The sequence below is a fragment of the Pseudochrobactrum algeriensis genome, assembly GCF_018436245.1.
Classification (GTDB): domain Bacteria; phylum Pseudomonadota; class Alphaproteobacteria; order Rhizobiales; family Rhizobiaceae; genus Pseudochrobactrum; species Pseudochrobactrum saccharolyticum.
The window spans coordinates 2,459,213-2,481,040 of record NZ_CP075361.1; the positions used below are offsets into that span (position 1 = coordinate 2,459,213).

A 21,828-nucleotide genomic window follows, 5' to 3' on the forward strand; every position below is an offset into this window, starting at 1 on the left:
ACATGCAAGACCTGAATTTTGGCCTGATCGAAACATTGCGCTTTGAGCCTGCCAATGGCTTTCTGCGTCTTGAACAGCATTTACAGCGTCTGCAACAATCCGCAACGCAACTCGGTTTTGTTTTTGATGAAGGTGCTATCCGTTCACAATTGCAGGCACATGCAAACAGCCCTCATGCCTTACGTGTCCGTCTTTGCCTGACGGCAGACGGTACAGCAGATATCATCACCGCAGTCTTTCAGCCTTTGCCGCCGCAAATGATCTGGACATTGGCAATTGCCAAAACCCGTCTGAACAGTACTGATGAGCTGCTGCACCACAAAACAACATGCCGTACGGACTATGAAGCCGCACGGGCGGAATTTACACCTGCACAGGCCGATGAAGTTCTGCTGCTCAATGAAAAAGACGAGCTTTGCGAAGGCACGATCACTTCGCTCTTTGCGGATATGGGGGATGGTATATTGCTGACCCCGCCGCTGGAATGCGGGTTGCTGAATGGCGTCTTGCGGCAGGAACTGCTGCAACAGGGTAAAGCCAGAACTGCCGTTCTCACGCTTCAGCACTTGCAAAAAGCGCACCGGATTTTTGTCGGCAATTCTCTGCGCGGCATGATACGAGCGCATTTAGCCGATGCATTCTGATATCCGCCGCTCTTTAAATTACACCATTATAAAATATAATGTTTTTGCTGTCTGAGACCAACAAAACCGCTCCACACACAAAGATGTGAGGTAAAAAAGCAACAGATACAAGGCTCTTCATGGTTAAGGAACCTATAAAGCTCTTGTATTTACCCGCATTTACATACATCAAATTATTATAAAATTTTGCAGAATCCCGGGAGAGCTCGCTTATGAAAACATTCCGCACGGCCGCATCCCTTTGTCTGGCTGCCACACTCGCTGCCTGTACCACATACGGACCTGTCAATGGCGGTGGCGGCAACACCATGCCGACCCGTCCGGCTAATGCCGGTATTGACGGTGGCTGGGTCGACGCCAATGGCATTACATCGAATTTCAACGGCGGCGTTTTTGAAACCCGCACAACTGACACCAATGAAAAGCTGGCAGAAGGTAATTACCGTTACCTGTCACCGCGTTTGGTGGAAATTGATATGCGTTCGATCGTACGCGGCACTACATCCAAAGTTAATTGCGCACAGGTTACTCCGTCACAGCTCAATTGCACCACATCTACCGGTTCGCAATTCTCGCTGACACGTAAAGCCTGAATCATTCAGTACTAAAAAATATGAACGCCCGCGGCTCAGCTGCGGGCGTTTTGCTATTCTCAGCTCTCTCAGAACTTGGGAGATGCAAACAGCATTCGTCATATTACTATGCTATTCTGCCCCGACAAATATCCACGGAGAAAGCTATGTCCGGACTGTTCAAGATTCTGTTTTGCAGCGCCAGTCTCGTGAGCCTGTCACTGCCTGCCTATGCCGATTACACACTGACCATTCTGCACACGAATGACACACATTCCCGCATTGAAGAGGTCAATAAATATGACGCGACCTGCTCGGCTAAAGAAAGCGCAGAGCAGCAATGTTTCGGCGGTATGGCACGGCTGAAAGCGGCTATAGATGCAGAGCGCGCCAAGGGCGGCAATATGCTTGTGCTGGATGCCGGAGATCAGTTTCAGGGCTCTCTGTTTTTCACCACCTATAAAGGCACGGACAATGCCGAATTCATGAATGCCATCGGCTATGATGCCATGGCACTCGGCAATCATGAATTTGATCTTGGGCAGGAAGGGCTGGCGCCCTTTTTGGATAAAATCAAACTGCCGGTTCTGTCTGCCAATATTGAAACCGCTGCCGGTTCACCGATCCACGGCAAATTCGCGCGCTATCTTGTCAAAACAATCGGCAATGAAAAGATCGGCATTGTCGGCCTGACCACACCGGACACGGTGGAAATCGCACGTCCGGGCAAGGACATCCGTTTTCTTGATGCCAAGGAAACATTGCAGCGCATAATCACAGATCTGAAGGCAGAAGGCGTGAACAAGATCATCGCCCTCACCCATCTGGGTTATGATGCGGATCAGCAATTGGCAGCAGAACTGGATGATGTAGATGCAATTGTCGGCGGACACAGTCATACATTGCTCGGCGACAATGCCTTACGCGCTTCCGGCCCCTATCCTACTCTCGTCAAAAATCCGTCCGGCAAGATGGTGCCGGTCGTCACGGCCTATGCCTATACGCAATATCTGGGCAGGCTGGTGCTGAATTTTGACGATGCGGGCAATCTCACATCAGCCTCCGGCGCTCCGCTCCGGCTGGATGCCTCCATCAAGCCGGACGCAGAACTGGCCAGCCGCATTGCGGAAATGGCCAAGCCGATTGAGGAATTGAAAAACCGCCGTGTCGCCGAGACAACCAAACTGATTGACGGCTCATCTGTCAGCTGCCGCACACGGCAATGCCCGATGGGCGATCTGGTCACCACTGCCATGCTCGATCGTGTCCGCGATCAGGGTATCACCGCCGCGTTGATAAATGGCGGTGCATTGCGCGCTTCAATCAAGGCCGGTGACATCACTATGGGCGATGTACTGGTGGTGCTGCCGTTTCAGAATACGATTGCAACATTTCAGATGAAAGGCAGCGATCTGCGATCAGCATTGGAGAATGGTGTCAGTCAGATTGAAAAAGGCAGCGGCCGTTATCCGCAGGTTGCAGGCATAAAATTCACACTGGATATGGCCAAACCTGCCGGACAGCGCATTACTACCGTCGAAATGCAGGATGCTGAAAACAAATGGCAGCCGCTTGATGATAATAAGCTCTATGGCATTGCCGCAACCGATTATCTGCGCACAGGCGGTGACGGCTATGACATGATCGCCCAAAAAGCTGAAAAAGCCTATGATTACGGCCCTTCACTCGATCAGGTTGTTGCTGAATATTTGCAGCAACATTCGCCCTATTCAGATGCTGCACAGCCCGCAGCAAAAATGCCGGTCTCTGAGACTTATGAAATCAAACAAGGTGATAGTTACTGGTCGATCGCAGAGAAGCTTTATGGCAATGGCACAGAATGGAAACGCCTGTTCCGTCAGAACCCGAATTACAAGCCACGGAAACTGCCGGTTGGTGCTGTTTTAAAAACCGGAGCACCTTCCCAATAAAAAACCACTTTAAATTTGAGTTTTCTCATCATGTTATGGTTATGTTCTGGTCATGCCGGACATAATACTGTTATGATAGGCAAATTTTGTTCGGCAGCTTTCGCGCACGCAGATACAGATTGTGTTTGTTCGAGTGAAAGCACCGCCCCCTCAGGATAGAGACACAGACATGCATGATAATGTGATGAGCCAATCCGCGACTTCCCAGCCGGTTTCAGCAAAACCTGTTCTTGAAAAAACAGGCGTAATGCTGATCAATCTGGGAACACCTGATGGTACTGATTACACATCCATGCGCCGCTATCTGCGCGAGTTTCTGATGGATTCGCGTGTTATCGAATGGCCGAAGGCAATCTGGTATCCGATCCTGTTCGGTATTGTGCTCAATACACGCCCGAAAAAGTCCGGCGCCGCCTATGACCGTATCTGGAACCGTGAGCGCAATGAATCACCTTTGCGTACCTTTACACGCTCCCAGAGCGATCAGCTCAGCGCCCGCCTCTCCGATCTCGGCAATGTGGTTGTGGACTGGGCAATGCGTTATGGCCAGCCATCGATTGAAGATGTGCTGACACGCCTGCGCGAACAGGGTTGCACCCGTATTGTCGCCTTCCCGCTCTATCCGCAATATTCTTCTTCCACCACCGGCAGTGTGATTGAAAAACTCAATGACGCACTAAACAAGCTGCGTTTCATGCCTGCCGTGCGTACAGTGCCGTCCTACCAGCATGAGCCGGTCTATATTGATGCGCTGGCACGCTCGATTGAAGACCATATTGCCAAGCTGGATTTTGATCCGCAGGTCGTAGTTGCCTCCTATCACGGCATTCCGCAGAGCTATGCACGCCGCGGCGATCCGTATCCGCAGCAATGCCTTGAAACCACACGCCTGCTGCGCGAGCGCCTTGGCTGGGATGAAACCAAGCTGATCAGCACGTTCCAGTCGCGCTTTGGCCCTGAGGAATGGCTCCAGCCTTATACAGATAAAACCATCGAGGAAATGCCAAAACAAGGCATCAAATCCGTTGCCGTATTCAATCCGGGTTTCGTGGCTGACTGCCTTGAAACTGTTGATGAAATCGGCAATGAAGCGGCAGAATCCTTCCATGAGAATGGCGGCGAAAATTTCAGCCATATTCCGTGCCTCAATGACACGGAACTCGGTATGCGCGTGATTGAAGACCTCGTACGCCGTGAATTGCAGGGCTGGGTCTGAGACTTTTATAAAACAAGACCATCATCATTTCCGGCATTTTAAAAAGGAAACAGAATGGAATTCGGTGCCAATATTGCCCTGCTGATTTTAGCTGCAGTGGTTATTTTCACACTTTATGCCGGTATTAAAATTGTGCCTCAGGGTTCCAATTTTACTGTCGAGCGTTTCGGCCGTTACACCCGCACTTTGTCGCCGGGGCTGAATATGATCGTCCCGTTTTTTGATCGTATCGGCGCGCGTCTCAATATGATGGAACAGGTACTGGACGTACCGACACAGGAAGTCATTACCCGTGATAATGCGACCACATCGGTTGATGCTGTCGCCTTCTTTCAGGTGCTGAATGCGGCACAGGCTGCCTATCAGGTTTCCGATCTGCAATATGCAATCCTCAACCTGACCATGACCAATATCCGTACCGTCATGGGTTCGATGGATCTGGACGAATTGCTCTCCAACCGCGACACCATCAATGATCGTCTGCTGCGCGTACTGGATCAGGCGGCGCATCCATGGGGCATCAAGATCACCCGCGTTGAGATCAAAGATATCAATCCGCCGAAAGATCTGATCGATTCCATGGCCCGCCAGATGAAAGCCGAGCGTGACAAGCGTGCGCAGGTTCTGGAAGCGGAAGGTGACCGCAATGCGCAGATTCTGCGCGCTGAAGGTTTGAAACAGTCGCAGATTCTTGAAGCGGAAGGTAAGCGCGAAGCCGCCTATCGTGAAGCGGAAGCCCGTGAGCGTCTGGCAGAAGCGGAAGCCAAAGCGACAACCATGGTATCCGAAGCGATTGCGCAGGGTGATGTGCAGGCGCTGAATTACTTCGTTGCACAGAAATATACCGATGCGCTTTCCGAAATGGCCTCTGCCAAAAATCACAAGGTCATTATGATGCCGCTGGAAGCCTCGTCGCTGATCGGTACATTGGGCGGTATTGGTGCGATTGCCAAAGAAGTCTTCGGCAATAATTCGGATTCCGGTGCGAATACCACTACTCAGGGCGCACAGGCTGCACGCAAGGCGCCAGCCAAACCGGCTGCCCGCAGTGAAGGTACAACCCGCAGCGGCTCTGCTGATTATGTCACGGTTCCGAACCACATTATCGGCAATCGTGTACCGCCGACAGGATCACGCTGATGCCGGATATGCTCGCAGCATTGGGGATATGGAACTGGGTCGTCCTTGGCCTTGTTCTGCTGTTTCTGGAACTGGTGACACCGGGTGTCTTCCTGATCTGGATCGGTTTTGCTGCTCTGGTTACCAGCCTGATTGCGTTTACCGGCCTCGGTTTCATCGACAGCTGGCAAGCGCAACTGCTGCTCTTCATGGTTCTGTCGGTGATCTTCGTGCTGATCGGGCGCAAATATTTTAATCCGCGGGTGCAGAACAGCGATGAACCGCTGCTCAACCGCAGAGCCGATCAGCTGATCGGTATGCGCACCACGCTGGAAGAGCCGATTATCAACGGCCATGGCCGTGCACGTTTTGATGATACACTCTGGCGTGTGACCGGCCCTGATCTTCCCGCCGGTAAGACAATTATCGTGCGGGAATATCACGACGGATTGTTGCAAGTAGAAGAAGTGAAATAACAAAAAAGGCGGCTTATCAGCCGCCTTTTTATTATCCTGCAGAGAGCGTTTTAAGCCACACCGGCACGCAGCAGATCGTGGAAATGCACCAGCCCGACAGGACGGTTATTCTCAGCCACAATCACCGCGCCGATACGCGCTTCATTCAAAAGTGCCAGTGTTGAACCGAGCAGCTGGTCAGGGCTGACAGTCTTCGGTGTACGGGTCATAATATCATCGACTTTCAGCGTCGCCATCGGGCGGTCGACATTGCGTGTCAGGTCACCATCCGTGATGATACCGGCCAGTGTGCCGTCTTCATTCTCAACAATCACACAACCGAAATGCTTATGCGAGTGAATGCGCATCGCTTCCGGCATTGGCGTGCCGATCTTGACCAGCGGCAATTCCTCACCGCGATGCATAATATCTTTCACATGAGAAAGGCTTGCGCCCAGTGAGCCACCCGGATGGAATACGCGGAAATCGCTGGCGGTAAAGCCGCGTCTTTCCAGCAGAGCAAGTGCCAGTGCATCACCCACTGCCAGCTGCATCAAAGTCGAGGTAGTCGGTGCAACACCATGCGGGCAGGCTTCAATTGCTTTCGGCAATAACAACAGCACATCAGATTCACGACCGAGCGTGGAATGCTCACCGGAAGTCAGTGCGATCAGCGGCACTTTAAAACGGCGGGAATAGCTGACAATACCTTTCAGCTCCGCAGTCTCACCCGACCAGGACAGGGCAAGAATAACGTCATTGCTGTTAATCATGCCGAGATCGCCATGATTGGCTTCCGCCGCATGCACAAAAAACGCAGGGGTTCCGGTAGACGCAAAAGTTGCTGCCAGCTTGGAGCCGATATGACCGCTTTTGCCGATACCGGTCACAACAACCCGTCCCTTCATAGCAGAGATCGCCTGAACCGCCTGCTCAAACGGCTCTGCAAGCCCGTTTTGCAGCGCATCTTCAAGAGCGCTCATACCGGCTTTTTCAACTGCGATTGTATTCAGGGCGGAGCGGATAGCTGGGCTGTGGCTGCTCAATGGACTTCTCTCACTTCATTCATCCGGTCAATAGTGCTTCTTCTATATAGAAACCGGAGCTGCATTCTGCAAAACGAATTATGAGGTAAAACTTTACATATTCCCTGTCCAGCCTCCCTGCTTACAGAAACACAGCACATATTTCCCTGCAATTAATAAAGCACAAGCTGAAAAGCTGAATAAAGCCAGCCCATTACAGCAAAAGAAACTTTGTATTAACCATGATCATTTACCGTCCTGTAACAAGCCTGCTCCGTGCAGGCATTCTCAGTTGCGTGCACAACTCTTGGCAGGACAATGGAAAAAACAGCCAAACCGGCTCATTACGCCCCGCTTTCCCTGTACGGGCTGCGTCAGGCAGCTCTGCTGACGGGCGTTGTGCTGTTTTCATCCGTGGCCATATCCCAGGCACAAACTGTACCCTCCGGTGCTCAAAATGACGCAATTGCCGATGTTATTGCGCAGAGCGAAGGCACTGAAAATATAACTTATGATGCCAATGGCCGTATCGTTGCACAGCCTGCAATCAATCCTGCAGTTCCGGCTGCACGCCCTGTTGCCGACAGCGCTGTTCCTTTGAGCGAAGATATCAGCGGCTTGCGTACTGGCCCCGCAGATGCAGGCAGAGCCGTTCGCGAAGGACGGGAAAATATGCCGGAAGGCGCCCTTGAAGGCCGCCCGCGTGCACCTTTCGAAGCGGATCCGTTTGAACCGCAGGGCATTCGCGCCGGAAGTTTCATCTTACGTCCGTCGCTGGATCAGGGTATCCGCGCCACCAATAATGCCGATAATAGCTCAACCGGAACCAGCGGTGTCTTGTCCGAAACCGCATTACGGCTGAATGCCCGTTCAGACTGGGCAAGCCATCTGGCCACACTGGATGCATCCGGCATCTTCGAGAGAAATCTCTCCGGCCAGTATGTTTCTAATCCGCGCGGGCAGATTGATGCTGCATTACGGCTGGATATGAGTGATGAAACCCGTCTGAATTTCGGGCTTGGTTATTCTGTTAATCGTGAAGATTCATCTGATCCGAATGGTATCAGCGCCGCACGCACCCGCCCTCTGGTACAGAGCCTGAATGCGCAGGCCGGTATTGAGCGCGATATCGGCAAGATTTTTGCCAGTGCGATAGCACGGGTGAACAATACCCGTTACGGCAAAGCCAAATTATATAATGGCGACCAGCTGGATCAGAGCGACCGCAATAATACCTATGTCAGTATGACATTGCGCGGCGGTTTTGAGCTGAGCGCCGCTATCCGCCCGTTTGCGGAAGTTGAAGTGGGTCGCCGGCTTTACCAGAATGATAATGGTCTGGATCGCAATGCAACCCAGCTCGGGCTTCGTACCGGCTTGCAGATCAATACCGGTGAAAAACTGAACGGTGAATTCTCTGTCGGTTATATCGGCGCACGCAGTGCAGATGACCGTCTGCAAGATACCGGCGGCCTGTCGGTGGATGCAGCGATGAACTGGTCGCCCCAGCGCGGCACTGATGTTCGCTTTGGTCTTCGCACCTATCTCGACAGCAGTCCGGATATTGGTGGCAATTCATCCATTTTGTATCTCGCCAATATTGATGTCACCCGCATGATCCGTGCCGATCTCAGCGTAAATGCCCGCTTTGATGCTTCCATCCGTGATAATCGTGACGGCAGTGGCACCGATTATGGCATGGGCGCGGAAATCGGGGCGACCTATTGGTTCAACCGCTTCTTCGGTGTGGATGGCAAATTGCGCCATGAATTCATCAACAGCGATGTGGCCAGCCGTAAATATAGCAGTAACAGCGTCTATCTCGGCGTAAAACTGCGCCGCTGACATAATTACAGTCGTAATAAAAAAGCCGGTCACTGACCGGCTTTTTTGTTTCAACTAAGAGAGTTTAATCGTCTTGAGCAACTCATCAATGCTGACTTCGACCAGAGGACGGATATCATGGCGCCACAAGGCAAAAGCCACATTGGCCTGAATGAAGCCCTCTTTGGAGCCGCAGTCAAAGGTACGCCCCTGATAATTAAAGCCGTAGAAATCCTGATCTTTCGCCAGTTTCAGCATCGCATCAGTCAGCTGAATTTCGTTACCGGCACCTTTTTCCTGTTTGCTCAGCAGGTCGAAGATTTCCGGCTGCAAAATATAACGGCCGTTAATATAGAGATTTGACGGCGCGGTGCCTTTGGCAGGCTTTTCAACCATCTGGTTGATTTCAAAACCATTGCCAATTGCATTACCTTTACCGACAATACCATATTTGTGCGCTTCTTCCGGATCACATTCCTGCACAGCAATCACATTGCCGCCGGTCTGTTCGTAAAGCTCAACCATTTCCTTGAGGCAGCCTTTTTTCGACTGCATCACCATATCCGGCAGCAACAGTGCAAAAGGTTCGTCACCAACGATCTCGCGGGCGCACCATACTGCATGGCCAAGGCCAAGCGGCACCTGCTGACGGGTAAAACTGGTTGTACCGGGCTGCGGCTGCAGGCTCTGCATATGGTTCAGCTCATTAAGCTTACCGCGTTCCTGTAGCGTTGTGTAAAGTTCAACCTGAGCATCAAAATAATCTTCGATCACTGCTTTATTGCGGCCGGTCACAAAAATCAGATGCTCAATACCCGCTTCGCGCGCTTCATCAACCACATATTGAATGACCGGCTTATCAACAACAGTCAGCATTTCTTTCGGGATTGATTTTGTGGCTGGTAAGAAACGTGTCCCCAGTCCGGCGACAGGAAAAACTGCTTTGCGGATTTTTTTAACTGAACTCATGTCACTTCCCGTTTTATCCGGTTTCAACCTACATCAAACAAACCTAAGCCGCCGGTTATAATTTTTCTATTATCAACCTGTACTCTAGTCTCTTGCTAAACCTGATCTATAAAAGCCATTACAGCCAAACTATGAAAAAAGCCTGCATTTTCTAAAAGTTACGGTCACATTTCATGTGCGATTATTAACGCAGTTGAGCGTCTCTCATACCCGAACAGGAGTTTCTTCACGTCCGGTTCATCAATGATGCAGTAATTCAGACAAGCCGAAATTACGCATATGCAGATCATTCATTGTCTGATTATTATCTGCACTGTCTTAACAGTTTTTTGCCGGTTCTTAATTCCGGCACTGCATGGTAAACTAAATGCTAACTTCCGTGTGGCATAAACAATGAACCTAGACCATTTCCCGCAAAATTGTGAAGCGATTTTGCATCCGGATAATGCGGCTAAAACCATTACCCGAGCGTAGTGAGCAACGGCAAACTGAACGACGCTCTTGATTGATTGCATTTTCGTACCCGTAACAATGCCTGTATGCATTGTTAGAATGCGAAATGCTAAAGTTTATATTCAGGGAGAAAAGCATGCTTCGAACCCATATTTTCAAAAGCCGCTTCTGGAAGACCGCAGCAACAACTGCCTCTGCGGCTGCCTTGTCGCTTATTCTGACAACCGGCTATGCATCTGCCGATGCACAATTTCGCAAATGGGTTTCCAGTTTTCGCCCTGTAGCCCTTCAGAACGGGATTGCTCCGGCCACTTTTGACCGTGCTTTTGCCGGTGTGAATGCCATTGATCCGGAAGTGCTGCAAAAAGCGCGTTATCAGCCTGAATTTACGTCCCCTGTCTGGGAATATATCGACAACCGTGTCAACGAACATTCTATCGGCACCGGTCAGGCCATGGCGCGCAAATGGGGCAAAGCCCTCAATGCGATTGAAAAGCAATATGGCGTAGACAAAAATGTGCTTCTGGCTATCTGGTCGATGGAAACCGGCTATGGCGAGATGATGCAGCGTCCGGATGTGATGCGCGATGCGATCCGCTCACTGGCTACACTGGCCTATGCCGATCAGCGCCGCGCCAAATATGCCCGCACGCAGCTGATTTCAGCGATGAAGATTCTGCAGACCGGTGATATTGACCGCGGACATCTGAGCGGTTCATGGGCCGGTGCAATGGGGCACACCCAGTTTATCCCAACCAGCTATCAAGCCTATGCGGTAGATTTTGACGGTAATGGCAAACGCGATATCTGGAATTCCGTGCCGGATGCGCTGGCAACGGCTGCCAATCTTCTGCGTAAAAACGGCTGGGAGCCAGGCCGCACATGGGGTTACGAAGTGGTTCTGCCTGCTTCGGGTAAATTCCCGTCCGGCAGCCTGAGCATTGCTGAATGGCGCCGTCTGGGACTGGTGCGTGCCAATGGCCGTCCGTTCCCGAGTGATGCTGAAAAAGCCACGCTGAAAGTCATGGATGGCCGTAGCGGCCCTGCCTTCCTGATGACCAAGAATTTCTTCGTTATCAAGCGTTATAATAATGCGGATAAATACGCTCTCGGTGTGGGTCTTCTGGCCGACCGCGTTGCCGGTTATCAAGGTTTGGTGCAGGACTGGAACCGTCCTTTCACACCAATCTCCATGAAAGAACGTGAAGAACTGCAAACGCATCTTCGTGCACTTGGCTATTATGACGGCAATATTGACGGCAAAATCGGCTCAAGTTCACGTAAGGCAATTGAGGCCTTCCAGCAGCGCAACGGGCTGTCACCCGACGGCCATCCGAGCAAAGAAGTGCTCAGCGTTCTGCGTCGCCGCTAAATACGACTTATTGTCAGGCCGGTTGATCCGGCCTGATCCTTTATACTGCCGCATATATGCGTTTTAAACGGCAGATGCAGCAGAGGGCTTAAGGGTTGAAACCCGTTATGAAAGATCAAACAGTCACACAGAACAAGATCAGAGCGGGCTTGCTCAGCCTGCAATCTTTAACTATGGCCTTAACTGTGGCTTTCAGCCTGAGCGCATTGCTGGCAGCTCCCGCCACTGCACAGACACAAATGGCAGAGCCGGACAGTGCCCCTGCTCTCATTGCCCAACAATATCCGCAGCAACAAAAACGCCGTACATTGCTGGATATATTATTCGGAAATCCCGCACAGCCCAGACAGCAGGAAGTCACCCGCCCTCCGGTACAGCAGCCGCAGCGGCGCTCGGCACCAGTGAAGAAAAAGCCGGTTGTCACCAAGCCTAAACCAGCCATTATTACACCGCCGCAACCGGAAGCCGTCGTAAAGAATCCCGATGCGCGGAAGATTATGGTTATCGGTGATTTCATCGCCGGTGGTCTTGCCGAAGGGCTGACAGAGACCTTTTCCCAGACAACAGATTTGCAGGTTATCAACCGGACCAATGGCTCATCAGGCTTTGTTCGTCAGGATTATTATAACTGGAGCAAAGAACTTCCGGCCATTTTGACTGAGCAGAAACCTGCCGTCGTCGTTATGATGATCGGGGCGAATGACCGCCAGCCGCTCACACAGAAAAGCGTCAGTGTTGCCGCCGATACGGATGAGTGGAAGAAACTGTATCAGTCGCGGGTTGATGAATTTCTGCAAGTCACAGCGAAATCCGGCGTGCCTGTTGTCTGGATCGGCCAGCCACCTTATCAATCTTCTTCACTGTCTCAGACCATGTTGTCGCTTAACAAGATTTATAAGACTGCGGCAGAACAAGCCGTCACAACGGAAGATACAACACCTCAGGTTGTTTTCGCCGATGTATGGGACGGTTTTGTCGATGATAAAGGCAGCTTCACTCAGACCGGTGTTGATGTGAATGGCCAGACGGTACGCCTACGCGGCAATGACGGGATTAATATGACCGCAGCCGGTAAACGAAAGCTGGCTTTCTATGCGGAAAAACCATTGCGCCAGTTGCTGAAACTCTCATCACCGGATGCTCCTGTTTCACCTGACAGTAAAAGCAATGAGCCTATGGCTTTGCCGGTGCAGAAAGAAATCACCCGTATCGGGCCAATGAAACTCAATGATCTGGATCAGTCCGGTGATGATACATTGCTGGGTGATACAACAGTGATCAGTAAAACCGCTACTGCAGGCAACAAGCCTGCGCTGAAAACTGCTCCGCATGGCCGTGCGGATGATTTCAGCTGGCCACGCCCTTAAAAAAAAGCCTCAAGAGCGGCTCCGGTTAAGATTAAATAGCTGGAGCCGCTCTATCTTTTAGTTTACGCATTATCCTACGCAAAACCGCTTCACACTTTTGCTGGAAATGCTTTAGCGAGGCCTTTCTTCATTCACGCAGGCAACAGACTTGCACCCATCAATTGCAGATCAATAGCTCTTGCAGCCTGCCGCCCTTCACGGATTGCCCAGACAACTAATGACTGGCCGCGACGCACATCACCCGCTGCAAAGAGTTTTGGTATAGATGTGTGATACTCCGTCTCATTGGCCATCACGCTCTCACCGCCACGGGCATCTTTTTTCAGCTTCAGCCTGTCACCAAGTTCCGGCAACACGCCTTGCTTGGCAGGGCCGCTGAAACCAAGGGCAATGAATGCCAGATCAGCCTGCAAAATGAATTCAGAACCGGCAATTGGCTTGCGTCGTTCGTCTACTGCACTGCAAAGCACATGGGTCAGTTGGCCGTCTTCGCCGCCAAAGCCAAGTGTTGCCACCTGAAACTCACGCATAGCGCCTTCCGCCTGACTGGACGAAATACGGATCTTTGTTGCCCAATAAGGCCACACGCCGAGCTTATCTTCCCGCAACGGTGGTTCAGGGCGAATATCCAGCTGCGTGACCTGCACTGCGCCCTGCCGGAACGCTGTACCCACACAGTCAGAAGCCGTATCACCACCGCCGACAACCACAACGCGCTTGCCGGCAGCCGAAATACTGTCTTCCAATGCCCAAGCACGTGACTGTTCATCTTCCCCTGCAACACGGCGGTTCTGCTGCACCAGATAAGGCATGGCATCATAAACGCCGTTTAAATCAGAACCAGGCAAAGCCGGATCGCGTGGTGTTTCCGCGCCACCGCAATAGAGCACGGCATCATAATCTTTGAGCAATTGCTTGACCGCAATGTCCTTGCCGATTTCCACACCGCAATGGAAAGTTACACCTTCGCCTTCCATCTGGGCGATACGACGGTCAATCAGGTGCTTTTCCATTTTAAAGTCAGGGATACCGTAGCGCAGCAAACCACCCGCACGGCTTTCCCGTTCATAGACATCAACACCGTGACCAGCCCGTGCGAGCTGTTGTGCAGCGGCCAGACCTGCAGGGCCCGAGCCGATAATCGCAACACGTTTTCCGGTCTTAACAGCCGCAATTTGCGGTTGTATCAGCCCCAGTTCGAAAGCCTTGTCGGCCAGTGCCTGCTCAACGGTTTTGATGGCCACCGGCATATCTTCCAGATTGAGCGTGCAGGATTCCTCGCACGGCGCAGGGCAAATCCGCCCTGTAAATTCCGGAAAATTATTCGTGGAATGGAGATTGGCAATCGCCTCTTCCCACTGTCCCGCATAGACCAGATCATTCCAGTCCGGAATCTGGTTATTCACCGGACAACCACTGTCACCACTTTTATCGCCATGGCAGAACGGCACACCGCAATCCATGCAGCGTGCTGCCTGTTTTTGCACTTCCGGCTCACTCATCGGCAGAGTGAATTCACGAAAATGCCTGATGCGATCCGATGCCGGCTGATATTGCGCAACCTGCCGGTCGATCTCCAGAAAACCTGTAACTTTACCCATTTTAACAACCTGTTCTTTTCTGAAGTTCGGATTATTCTGCGGCAACCGGATTGCGCAGAAGTTCCATCTCTTCCAAGGCACGGCGATATTCGACCGGCATGACTTTGACGAATTTCGGACGATATTGTTCCCAGTTATCAAGGATCATCCGCGCCTGCTCAGACCCCGTATAATGATGATGATTGGCCAGCAACTGTGCCAGACGCTCCTCATCGTGACGGGTCATATTGCCGGAAACATCCACGCGGCCTTTATGCATCAGGTCACCGCCGTGATGATGCAGCTTTTCGAGAATGTCGTCCTCTTCGGGCACCGGCTCCAGTTCGACCATCGCCATATTGCAACGCTGGGCAAAATCACCGGCTTCATCCAGCACATAGGCCACGCCACCGGACATACCGGCCGCAAAATTGCGCCCTGTCTCGCCGATCACAACCACCACACCGCCGGTCATATATTCGCAGCCATGATCGCCCACGCCTTCAACAACCGCCACGGCACCGGAATTACGCACGGCAAAACGCTCGCCCGCCTGTCCGCGAATGTAACATTCACCTTCAATCGCGCCGTAGAGCACAGTATTGCCGGCAATAATCGCCTCATCGGCTTTGAGACGGCTGTCTTCACTCGGACGGATAATAATCCGCCCGCCGCTTAGGCCCTTGCCGATATAGTCATTGCCTTCGCCATGGAGTTCAAAACTGATACCATGTGCCAGAAATGCCGCGAAAGACTGCCCCGCAGTACCATTGAAACGCACCTGAATCGTATCTTCCGGCAGACCTTTATGACGGTAACGACTGACCAGCGCACCGGACAGCATCGCCCCTGCCGAGCGATCCGTGTTTTTAATGCTGCGGGTAATCGTAACCTTCTCACGATTTTCCAGTGCCGGTGCGGCAGCTGCAATCAGATCACGATCCAGCACATCATCAATCGGATGTTGCTGCAATTGCGTATGGCGCAATTGTTTTTCATCGCCAGCGATTGCTGCATAAGGGCGATAGAAAATACGGCTGAAATCCAGACCCTGTGCCTTCCAGTGATTAATCGCAGCCTGTTTTTCCAGCAGGTCGGAACGGCCGATAATCTGCTCCAGTCTGGTAAAGCCAAGCTCGGCTAGCAGCACACGCACTTCTTCCGCCAGATAGAAGAAGAAGTTGATCACATGCTCCGGTGTGCCTTTGAAACGCTGACGCAGCACAGGATCTTGGGTCGCCACACCAACCGGACAAGTATTGAGATGGCATTTGCGCATCATGATACAACCGGCAGCAATCAGCGGCGCGGTGGAGAAACCGAATTCATCCGCCCCCAGCAAAGCACCGATAATCACATCGCGCCCTGTGCGCAGACCACCATCGACCTGCAATGCAATGCGCGAGCGCAAACCATTGAGAACCAATGTCTGATGCGTTTCCGCCAGACCTGTTTCCCAAGGGGAACCGGCATGTTTGAGCGAAGTCAGCGGTGATGCACCGGTACCGCCGTCATAGCCGGAAACGGTGATATGATCGGCACGTGCCTTGGCAACACCGGCAGCAACCGTACCGACACCGACTTCCGACACCAGCTTGACCGAAATATCGGCTTGCGGATTGACATTTTTCAGGTCGAAAATCAGCTGTGCCAGATCTTCAATGGAATAAATATCATGATGCGGCGGCGGTGAGATCAAGCCGACACGCGGTGTGGAATGACGTGTCTTGGCAATCGTCGCATCCACTTTATGTCCCGGCAACTGACCGCCTTCACCGGGCTTGGCACCCTGCGCCACCTTAATCTGGATCATATCAGCATTGACCAGATATTCCGTGGTCACGCCAAAACGTCCTGATGCCACCTGCTTGATCGCCGAGCGTTGCGGGTTTGGTGAACCGTCACGCAGCGGATAGAGACGATCCGGCTCTTCACCACCCTCGCCGGTATTGGACTTGGCACCCATCCGGTTCATGGCAACGGCCAGTGTTGTATGTGCTTCACGCGAGATCGAGCCGAAGGACATGGCACCGGTTGAAAAGCGCTTCACGATTTCAGCCGCAGGTTCAACTTCTGCCAGATCAACCGGCCTCTTTCCGCGTTCACCCGCGCGCTTTAAGTGGAACAGGCTGCGAATGGTTTTGGCTGCCGCAGAACGACTGTTAAGCATTTCGGAATATTCCGCAAAGCTCTTCGGATTGTCATTGCGCACAGCATGTTGCAGCTTGGCCACCGCATCCGGCGACCACATATGCGCCTCACCGCGAATACGGTAAGCATATTCACCACCCGCAGGCAGCGCACCGGTACCGCCGATTTCTTTCACAAAGGCCGTGTTATGCCGCAACACAGTTTCCTGTGCCACTTCATTTAAGCCCACACCTTCAATCATCGAAGCTGTGCCGAAGAAATACCGGTCAACAAAATCCTGTTTTAAGCCAATGGCATCAAAAATCTGTGCACCACAATAGGACTGATAGGTGGAGATACCCATTTTCGACATCACCTTCAGCATGCCTTTGCCGATAGACTTGATGTAACGGCTGACAATCTCACTACTATCCACCTCAGGTGGAAAATCCCCGCGCTGATGCATGTCGGTCAGCGTATCAAAAGCGAGATACGGATTGATCGCCTCGGCACCATAACCGGCAAGGCAACAGAAATGATGCACTTCGCGCGGTTCACCGCTCTCGACCACCAGCCCCACAGATGTACGCAGACCTTTGCGGATCAGATGATGATGCACAGCAGCCGTTGCCAGCAAAGCCGGAATGGCGATACGGTCAGGCCCGACCTGCCGGTCAGACAGAATGATAATATTATAGCCGCCATGCACCGCCGCTTCCGCACGGTCGCACAGACGCGCCAATGTGCCATCCATACCTGCCGCACCTTCATTCACCGGATAGGTAATATCCAGTGTTTTGGTATCAAACCGGTCTTCCGAATGACCAATTGAGCGGATTTTTTCCAGATCAGCATTGGTCAGGATCGGCTGGCGCACTTCCATCCGCTTGCGCCGTGATGTGCCGACCAGATCAAACAGGTTTGGCCGTGGCCCGATAAAGGACACGAGGCTCATCACCAGTTCTTCCCGGATCGGATCAATCGGCGGATTGGTGACCTGCGCAAAATTCTGCTTGAAATAGGTATAAAGCAGTTTGGCCTTGTCCGAGAGCGCGGAAATCGGTGTATCCGTCCCCATCGAACCAACCGCTTCCTGCCCCGTTGTCGCCATCGGCGCCATCAGCAGTTTGGTGTCTTCCTGTGTGTAACCAAAGCTGCGCTGACGCTCGATCAGGCTGACATCACGGCGCAGAGCGCGTGGCTCCACCGGTGCCAGATCTTCCAGCACCAGCTGTGTGTTTTTCAGCCATTGGCGATATGGATGCGCACTGGCGATCTGGGATTTCAGTTCGTCATCACTGACAATGCGTCCCTCTTCCAGATCAATCAGCAGCATACGCCCCGGCTGCAACCGCCATTTTTTGACAATGCGGCTCTCGTCCACTGGCAGTACACCCGCCTCCGATGCCAGAATGATCCGGTCATCATCGGTCACCAGATAACGTGCCGGACGCAGACCGTTACGATCCAGCGTCGCGCCAATCTGGCGGCCGTCGGTGAAAGCAACGGCGGCAGGCCCGTCCCAAGGTTCCATCAAGGCGGCATGATACTCGTAAAATGCCTTACGCTCATCCGCCATCAGCTTGTTATTACCCCAAGCCTCAGGGATCAGCATCATCATCGCATGGCTCAGGCGATAACCGCCCTGCACCAGAAATTCGAGTGCATTGTCAAAACAGGCCGTGTCCGACTGGCCTTCATAGGAGATCGGCCAGAGCTTGGAAATGTCATTGCCGAACAGCTCGCTATCAACCGAAGCCTGACGCGCGGCCATCCAGTTTACATTGCCGCGCAGCGTGTTGATTTCACCATTATGGGCAACCATGCGATATGGATGCGCCAGTTTCCACGACGGGAAAGTATTGGTTGAAAAGCGCTGATGCACCAGTGCAATGGCACTCTCGAAACGAGGATCGGCCAAATCCTTGTAATAAGCACCGACCTGATAGGCCAGAAACATGCCTTTATAAACAACGGTACGGGCAGACATGGAGACAATATAGAAACCGTTGTCACGGCCTTCTGTCTCGTGGAAAATCCGGTTGGAAATCACCTTGCGCAGCACGAACAGACGGCGCTCGAAATCATCATCACTGGCAATATTCGGGTTGCGGCCGATAAAGACCTGACGATGCACCGGCTCGGTTGCAGCGATCTCCGGCGCTTTGGACAGTGAACTATTATCCACCGGCACTGTGCGGAAACCGAGCAATGTCTGACCTTCTGCGGCGATCACTTCCGTAATCACCCGCTCCAGATGCGCACGCAGTTTTACATCCTGCGGCATGAAAATCTGGCCGACAGCATAATATCCGGCATCCGGCAGATGAATACCGGCTTTTGCCATTTCTTGCGCAAAAAACTGGTGCGGAATCTGCACCAGAATACCGGCACCATCGCCCATCAGCGGGTCGGCACCCACGGCACCGCGATGCGTGAGATTTTCAAGCATCTGCAAGCCGTCCAGCACAATCTGGTGCGACGGCACATTTTTCATCTGCGCAATAAAGCCGACACCACAGGCATCATGCTCATGTCGCGGATCATAAAGCCCTTGTTTCTTGGGCATAGTTCGGGATGTTTTGGTGGTTTTAGTCGATGTTGTGGTTTTGCCGCCTTTTTCTGTATGCGTATGAGCCTGAAATGCCCCAACAGAATGCGACTTGATCAACATCGAAACCTCCTTAGACCCGGTACAGGGCCATGTGCCGGCTCAGGCGTGCGGCACCAACCCGTCCTCCGGACGGGATAAAGACCGGAGCTGAAACAGCAGAATTGTTAAATGAGCTTGTGAAAATGCCTGTCCGTGCAGCGCACCAAAGGAAGCAGGCAGCATAATACATCAGATTAATCATTGACCGGCCTCCCTTGTTACTAAGCACGCAATGGCGTGCGCATGTACGGAATGCTTTCACCGGTTATCGCAACGGCTGCTTTGATTGCCATTGCGGAAAACAGATAAAATCATAGCATGAATTGCAGCAAAATTCGCCGGATTTTCCTTAGATCGAACTTCACTCAATAGGTCAGCATTGCTGCCCTATCATTTTATTGCAGAATATTTTCTGCTCTACAAGCACGAAATATTCAATTTTAAATCGATTTTTTGTAATTTTATTGCGCAATCAATTTCATCATATGAAAAAACAAGGATTTAGCTGGCAGCACCAGACGCAAATCAGGAAAACTGCGTCAATGTGACCACACCGAAACTTGATATCAGGTTTCATTCGTGTGTCAGAAAAAACCAGCTATAAACACGCATCACATTAAACTGCACCCTCTAAACGATTTGCAGTTTAGTTCTTAGTCCTGATGCATACGGAGCTCTTGATGTTCTTCGCTTCCGATAACTGGGCCGGTGCCCATCCTGATATCAATGCCAATATTACTGCTCATGCCGGTGGTTTTGCTGCTTCCTATGGTGCCAGTGAGATCGACAAAAAAGTCGAGCAGCGCTTCAATGAATTATTCGAGCGTGAAGTTGCGGTTTATTTTGTCGGCACAGGTACAGCCGCCAATTCTCTGGCGCTGGCCAGCGTTAACCGTCCGGGCGGTGTATCGCTTTGCCATCGTGAAGCCCATGTGATCGAAGATGAATGCGGCGCACCGGAATATTTCACAGGCGGCGCCCGCCTGCATCCGGTAGACGGCGCTCTGGGCAAAATGGATCCGGCAAATCTGCGCAAGGAACTGAAACGCTTCAATCCTGCCTTTATCCATGCCGGTCAGCCAATGGCTGTGACGATCACGCAGGCTACTGAAATCGGCACGCTATATTCGCTTGATGAAATCGCAACGATTTCTGCGATCTGCCGTGAACATGATCTCCCGCTGCATCTCGATGGCGCACGCTTTGCCAATGCTCTGGTGACGCTGGGTGTTACACCGGCAGAAATGACATGGAAACAGGGTGTTGATATCGTCTCTTTCGGCGGCACCAAAAACGGTTGCTGGTGTGCGGAAGCTCTGGTGTTCATGAACCCGCAACAGGCGAAAGACCTGCCTTTCATTCGCAAACGCGCGGCGCAGCTATTCTCAAAAACCCGTTTCATTGCTGCACAGTTTGATGCTTATCTCAAAGATGACCTGTGGCTCAATCTTGCCCGTCATTCCAATGCCATGACCACCAGAATGGCAGATGCCATCAAAACTTCCGACAAAGTGAAGCTGGCATGGCAGCCGCAGGCCAATGAGATTTTCGCCATTCTTAAAAAATCAGACAGTGAAAAACTACTGGCACAGGGCGCAGTATTCTATGACTGGAACCCGCCACACAGCGCTGATCCTATTGCTGAGGACGAAACTTTCATTCGTCTTGTTACCAGCTTCGCCACTACGGAAGCTGAGACAGATAAATTCGTCAGCCTGATCAAAGCGTTATAACAAACAAAAAGGGCAGGAAATTTCCTGCCCTTTCTTCATTCAGTCTATAAGCAATTTAGTTGCTGCTGATCGCCTTTGCATCAACGGTTTTGGCATCAATGCTTTGCGAAGTATCGCCCGAAACGCTCGTCACATTAATCTTGCGTGGCTTCAGTTCTTCCGGAATCTCACGCTTGAGATCAATATGCAGAAGGCCGTTTTTCAGGCTCGCACCGGCGACCTCAACATGGTCGGCCAGATGGAAGCGGCGTTCAAACGCACGCGATGCAATCCCGCGATAGAGAAATTCTTTTTCACTGTCCGCTTCATCGGCAATCTTGGTGCCTTTGATGGTCAGCTGATTGCGGTGCGCTTCAATTTCAATCTCATTCTGATCGAAACCGGCCACAGCCATGGTAATACGGTAGGAGCTTTCACCGGTGCGCTCGATATTATAAGGCGGATAAGCCTGCGCACTTTCCGGCTGGCCGAGACTGTCCAGCATCGTGAACAAACGGTCGAAACCAACGGTTGAACGGTAAAGCGGAGAAAAATCAAAATGACGCATAAAATGCCCTCCTTCAGAGCGACGTTGCGTTAAAAGACTGTCTGAAAAACTCCCGTTATCGGCGAGCCTTTCTCGTTTGCGCAGCCCCTTATCAGGCGGCTACACCAATGATCTGGTATTACAGAAAACATATTTCAAGGGGGCAATTCCGGCATTTACAATTTGTCTTCCGCCCGCCATGATCCCGCTATATGCAGACCATATAAGAAGCATCGAAGCGTCACCGGCACGCAATGAC

15 protein-coding genes are annotated in these 21,828 nt (G+C 51.9%); 10 read left to right on the top strand and 5 right to left on the bottom strand.

All coding sequences use genetic code 11. The annotated features are described in order from the left end of the window. Positions 1–2: 2 nt before the first annotated feature. From KHQ09_RS13450 to KHQ09_RS13475, 6 genes are all read left to right on the top strand, one after another. Entirely contained in the window at positions 3–644 is a 642-nt protein-coding gene (locus tag KHQ09_RS13450; RefSeq protein WP_213598736.1) for an aminotransferase class IV family protein, read from the top strand. Between the two features lie 212 nt (positions 645–856). Beyond that, positions 857–1,237, top strand: coding sequence for an outer membrane lipoprotein Omp10 (omp10, locus tag KHQ09_RS13455; RefSeq protein ID WP_075656969.1), 381 nt, complete (start codon positions 857–859; stop codon positions 1,235–1,237). A 146-nt stretch (positions 1,238–1,383) separates the two neighbouring features. Next, on the top strand, positions 1,384–3,147 hold the full coding sequence (locus KHQ09_RS13460) for a 5'-nucleotidase C-terminal domain-containing protein (protein WP_213598738.1): 1,764 nt from the start codon (positions 1,384–1,386) through the stop codon (positions 3,145–3,147). 169 nt (positions 3,148–3,316) lie between these two features. Then, complete coding sequence (gene hemH, locus KHQ09_RS13465; protein WP_139316437.1) at positions 3,317–4,363, top strand: ferrochelatase; 1,047 nt, start codon at positions 3,317–3,319, stop codon at positions 4,361–4,363. A gap of 54 nt (positions 4,364–4,417) precedes the next feature. After that, positions 4,418–5,503 carry an SPFH domain-containing protein gene (locus KHQ09_RS13470; protein WP_213598740.1) on the top strand — a complete coding sequence of 362 codons (1,086 nt, stop codon included), beginning with the start codon at positions 4,418–4,420 and terminating at the stop codon, positions 5,501–5,503. Next, the gene (locus KHQ09_RS13475) at positions 5,500–5,958 is read left to right on the top strand and encodes an NfeD family protein (protein ID WP_213600010.1); all 459 of its coding nucleotides are present in this window, start codon (positions 5,500–5,502) and stop codon (positions 5,956–5,958) included. Before KHQ09_RS13470 ends, KHQ09_RS13475 begins: the two co-directional genes overlap by 4 nt. A gap of 50 nt (positions 5,959–6,008) precedes the next feature. Here the strand turns inward: KHQ09_RS13475 and KHQ09_RS13480 are convergent, their stop codons facing one another. Further along, a complete protein-coding gene (locus tag KHQ09_RS13480; RefSeq protein WP_238481637.1) occupies positions 6,009–6,983 on the bottom strand; it encodes a KpsF/GutQ family sugar-phosphate isomerase in 975 nt (324 codons plus the stop codon). A gap of 297 nt (positions 6,984–7,280) precedes the next feature. On the opposite strand from KHQ09_RS13480, the gene KHQ09_RS13485 reads away from it, so the two are divergent. Continuing rightward, on the top strand, positions 7,281–8,807 hold the full coding sequence (locus tag KHQ09_RS13485) for an outer membrane beta-barrel protein (RefSeq protein ID WP_213598742.1): 1,527 nt from the start codon (positions 7,281–7,283) through the stop codon (positions 8,805–8,807). A gap of 54 nt (positions 8,808–8,861) precedes the next feature. On the opposite strand, the gene galU is transcribed toward KHQ09_RS13485, so the two are convergent. Further along, on the bottom strand, positions 8,862–9,755 hold the full coding sequence (gene galU, locus KHQ09_RS13490; protein ID WP_022709701.1) for a UTP--glucose-1-phosphate uridylyltransferase GalU: 894 nt from the start codon (positions 9,753–9,755) through the stop codon (positions 8,862–8,864). Between the two features lie 559 nt (positions 9,756–10,314). Here galU and KHQ09_RS13495 point away from each other — a divergent pair. Then, positions 10,315–11,580: a lytic murein transglycosylase gene (locus KHQ09_RS13495; RefSeq protein WP_374828103.1), complete on the top strand. Its 1,266-nt coding sequence runs from the start codon at positions 10,315–10,317 to the stop codon at positions 11,578–11,580. A 107-nt stretch (positions 11,581–11,687) separates the two neighbouring features. Continuing rightward, positions 11,688–12,947, top strand: a complete 1,260-nt coding sequence (locus tag KHQ09_RS13500) for an SGNH/GDSL hydrolase family protein (RefSeq protein WP_213598744.1) — start codon at positions 11,688–11,690, stop codon at positions 12,945–12,947. A 131-nt stretch (positions 12,948–13,078) separates the two neighbouring features. Here the strand turns inward: KHQ09_RS13500 and KHQ09_RS13505 are convergent, their stop codons facing one another. Further along, positions 13,079–14,548 carry a glutamate synthase subunit beta gene (locus KHQ09_RS13505; RefSeq protein WP_213598746.1) on the bottom strand — a complete coding sequence of 490 codons (1,470 nt, stop codon included), beginning with the start codon at positions 14,546–14,548 and terminating at the stop codon, positions 13,079–13,081. A gap of 31 nt (positions 14,549–14,579) precedes the next feature. Beyond that, positions 14,580–19,325: a glutamate synthase large subunit gene (gene gltB / locus KHQ09_RS13510; protein ID WP_338019246.1), complete on the bottom strand. Its 4,746-nt coding sequence runs from the start codon at positions 19,323–19,325 to the stop codon at positions 14,580–14,582. A 665-nt stretch (positions 19,326–19,990) separates the two neighbouring features. Between gltB and KHQ09_RS13515 the strand changes: the two genes are divergently transcribed. Then, positions 19,991–21,043 (top strand): threonine aldolase family protein, encoded by a 1,053-nt coding sequence (locus KHQ09_RS13515; RefSeq protein ID WP_213598750.1) that lies wholly within the window; start codon positions 19,991–19,993, stop codon positions 21,041–21,043. A 55-nt stretch (positions 21,044–21,098) separates the two neighbouring features. Here the strand turns inward: KHQ09_RS13515 and KHQ09_RS13520 are convergent, their stop codons facing one another. Continuing rightward, entirely contained in the window at positions 21,099–21,590 is a 492-nt protein-coding gene (locus KHQ09_RS13520) for an Hsp20 family protein (RefSeq protein WP_022709694.1), read from the bottom strand. Between the last annotated feature and the right edge of the window lie 238 nt (positions 21,591–21,828).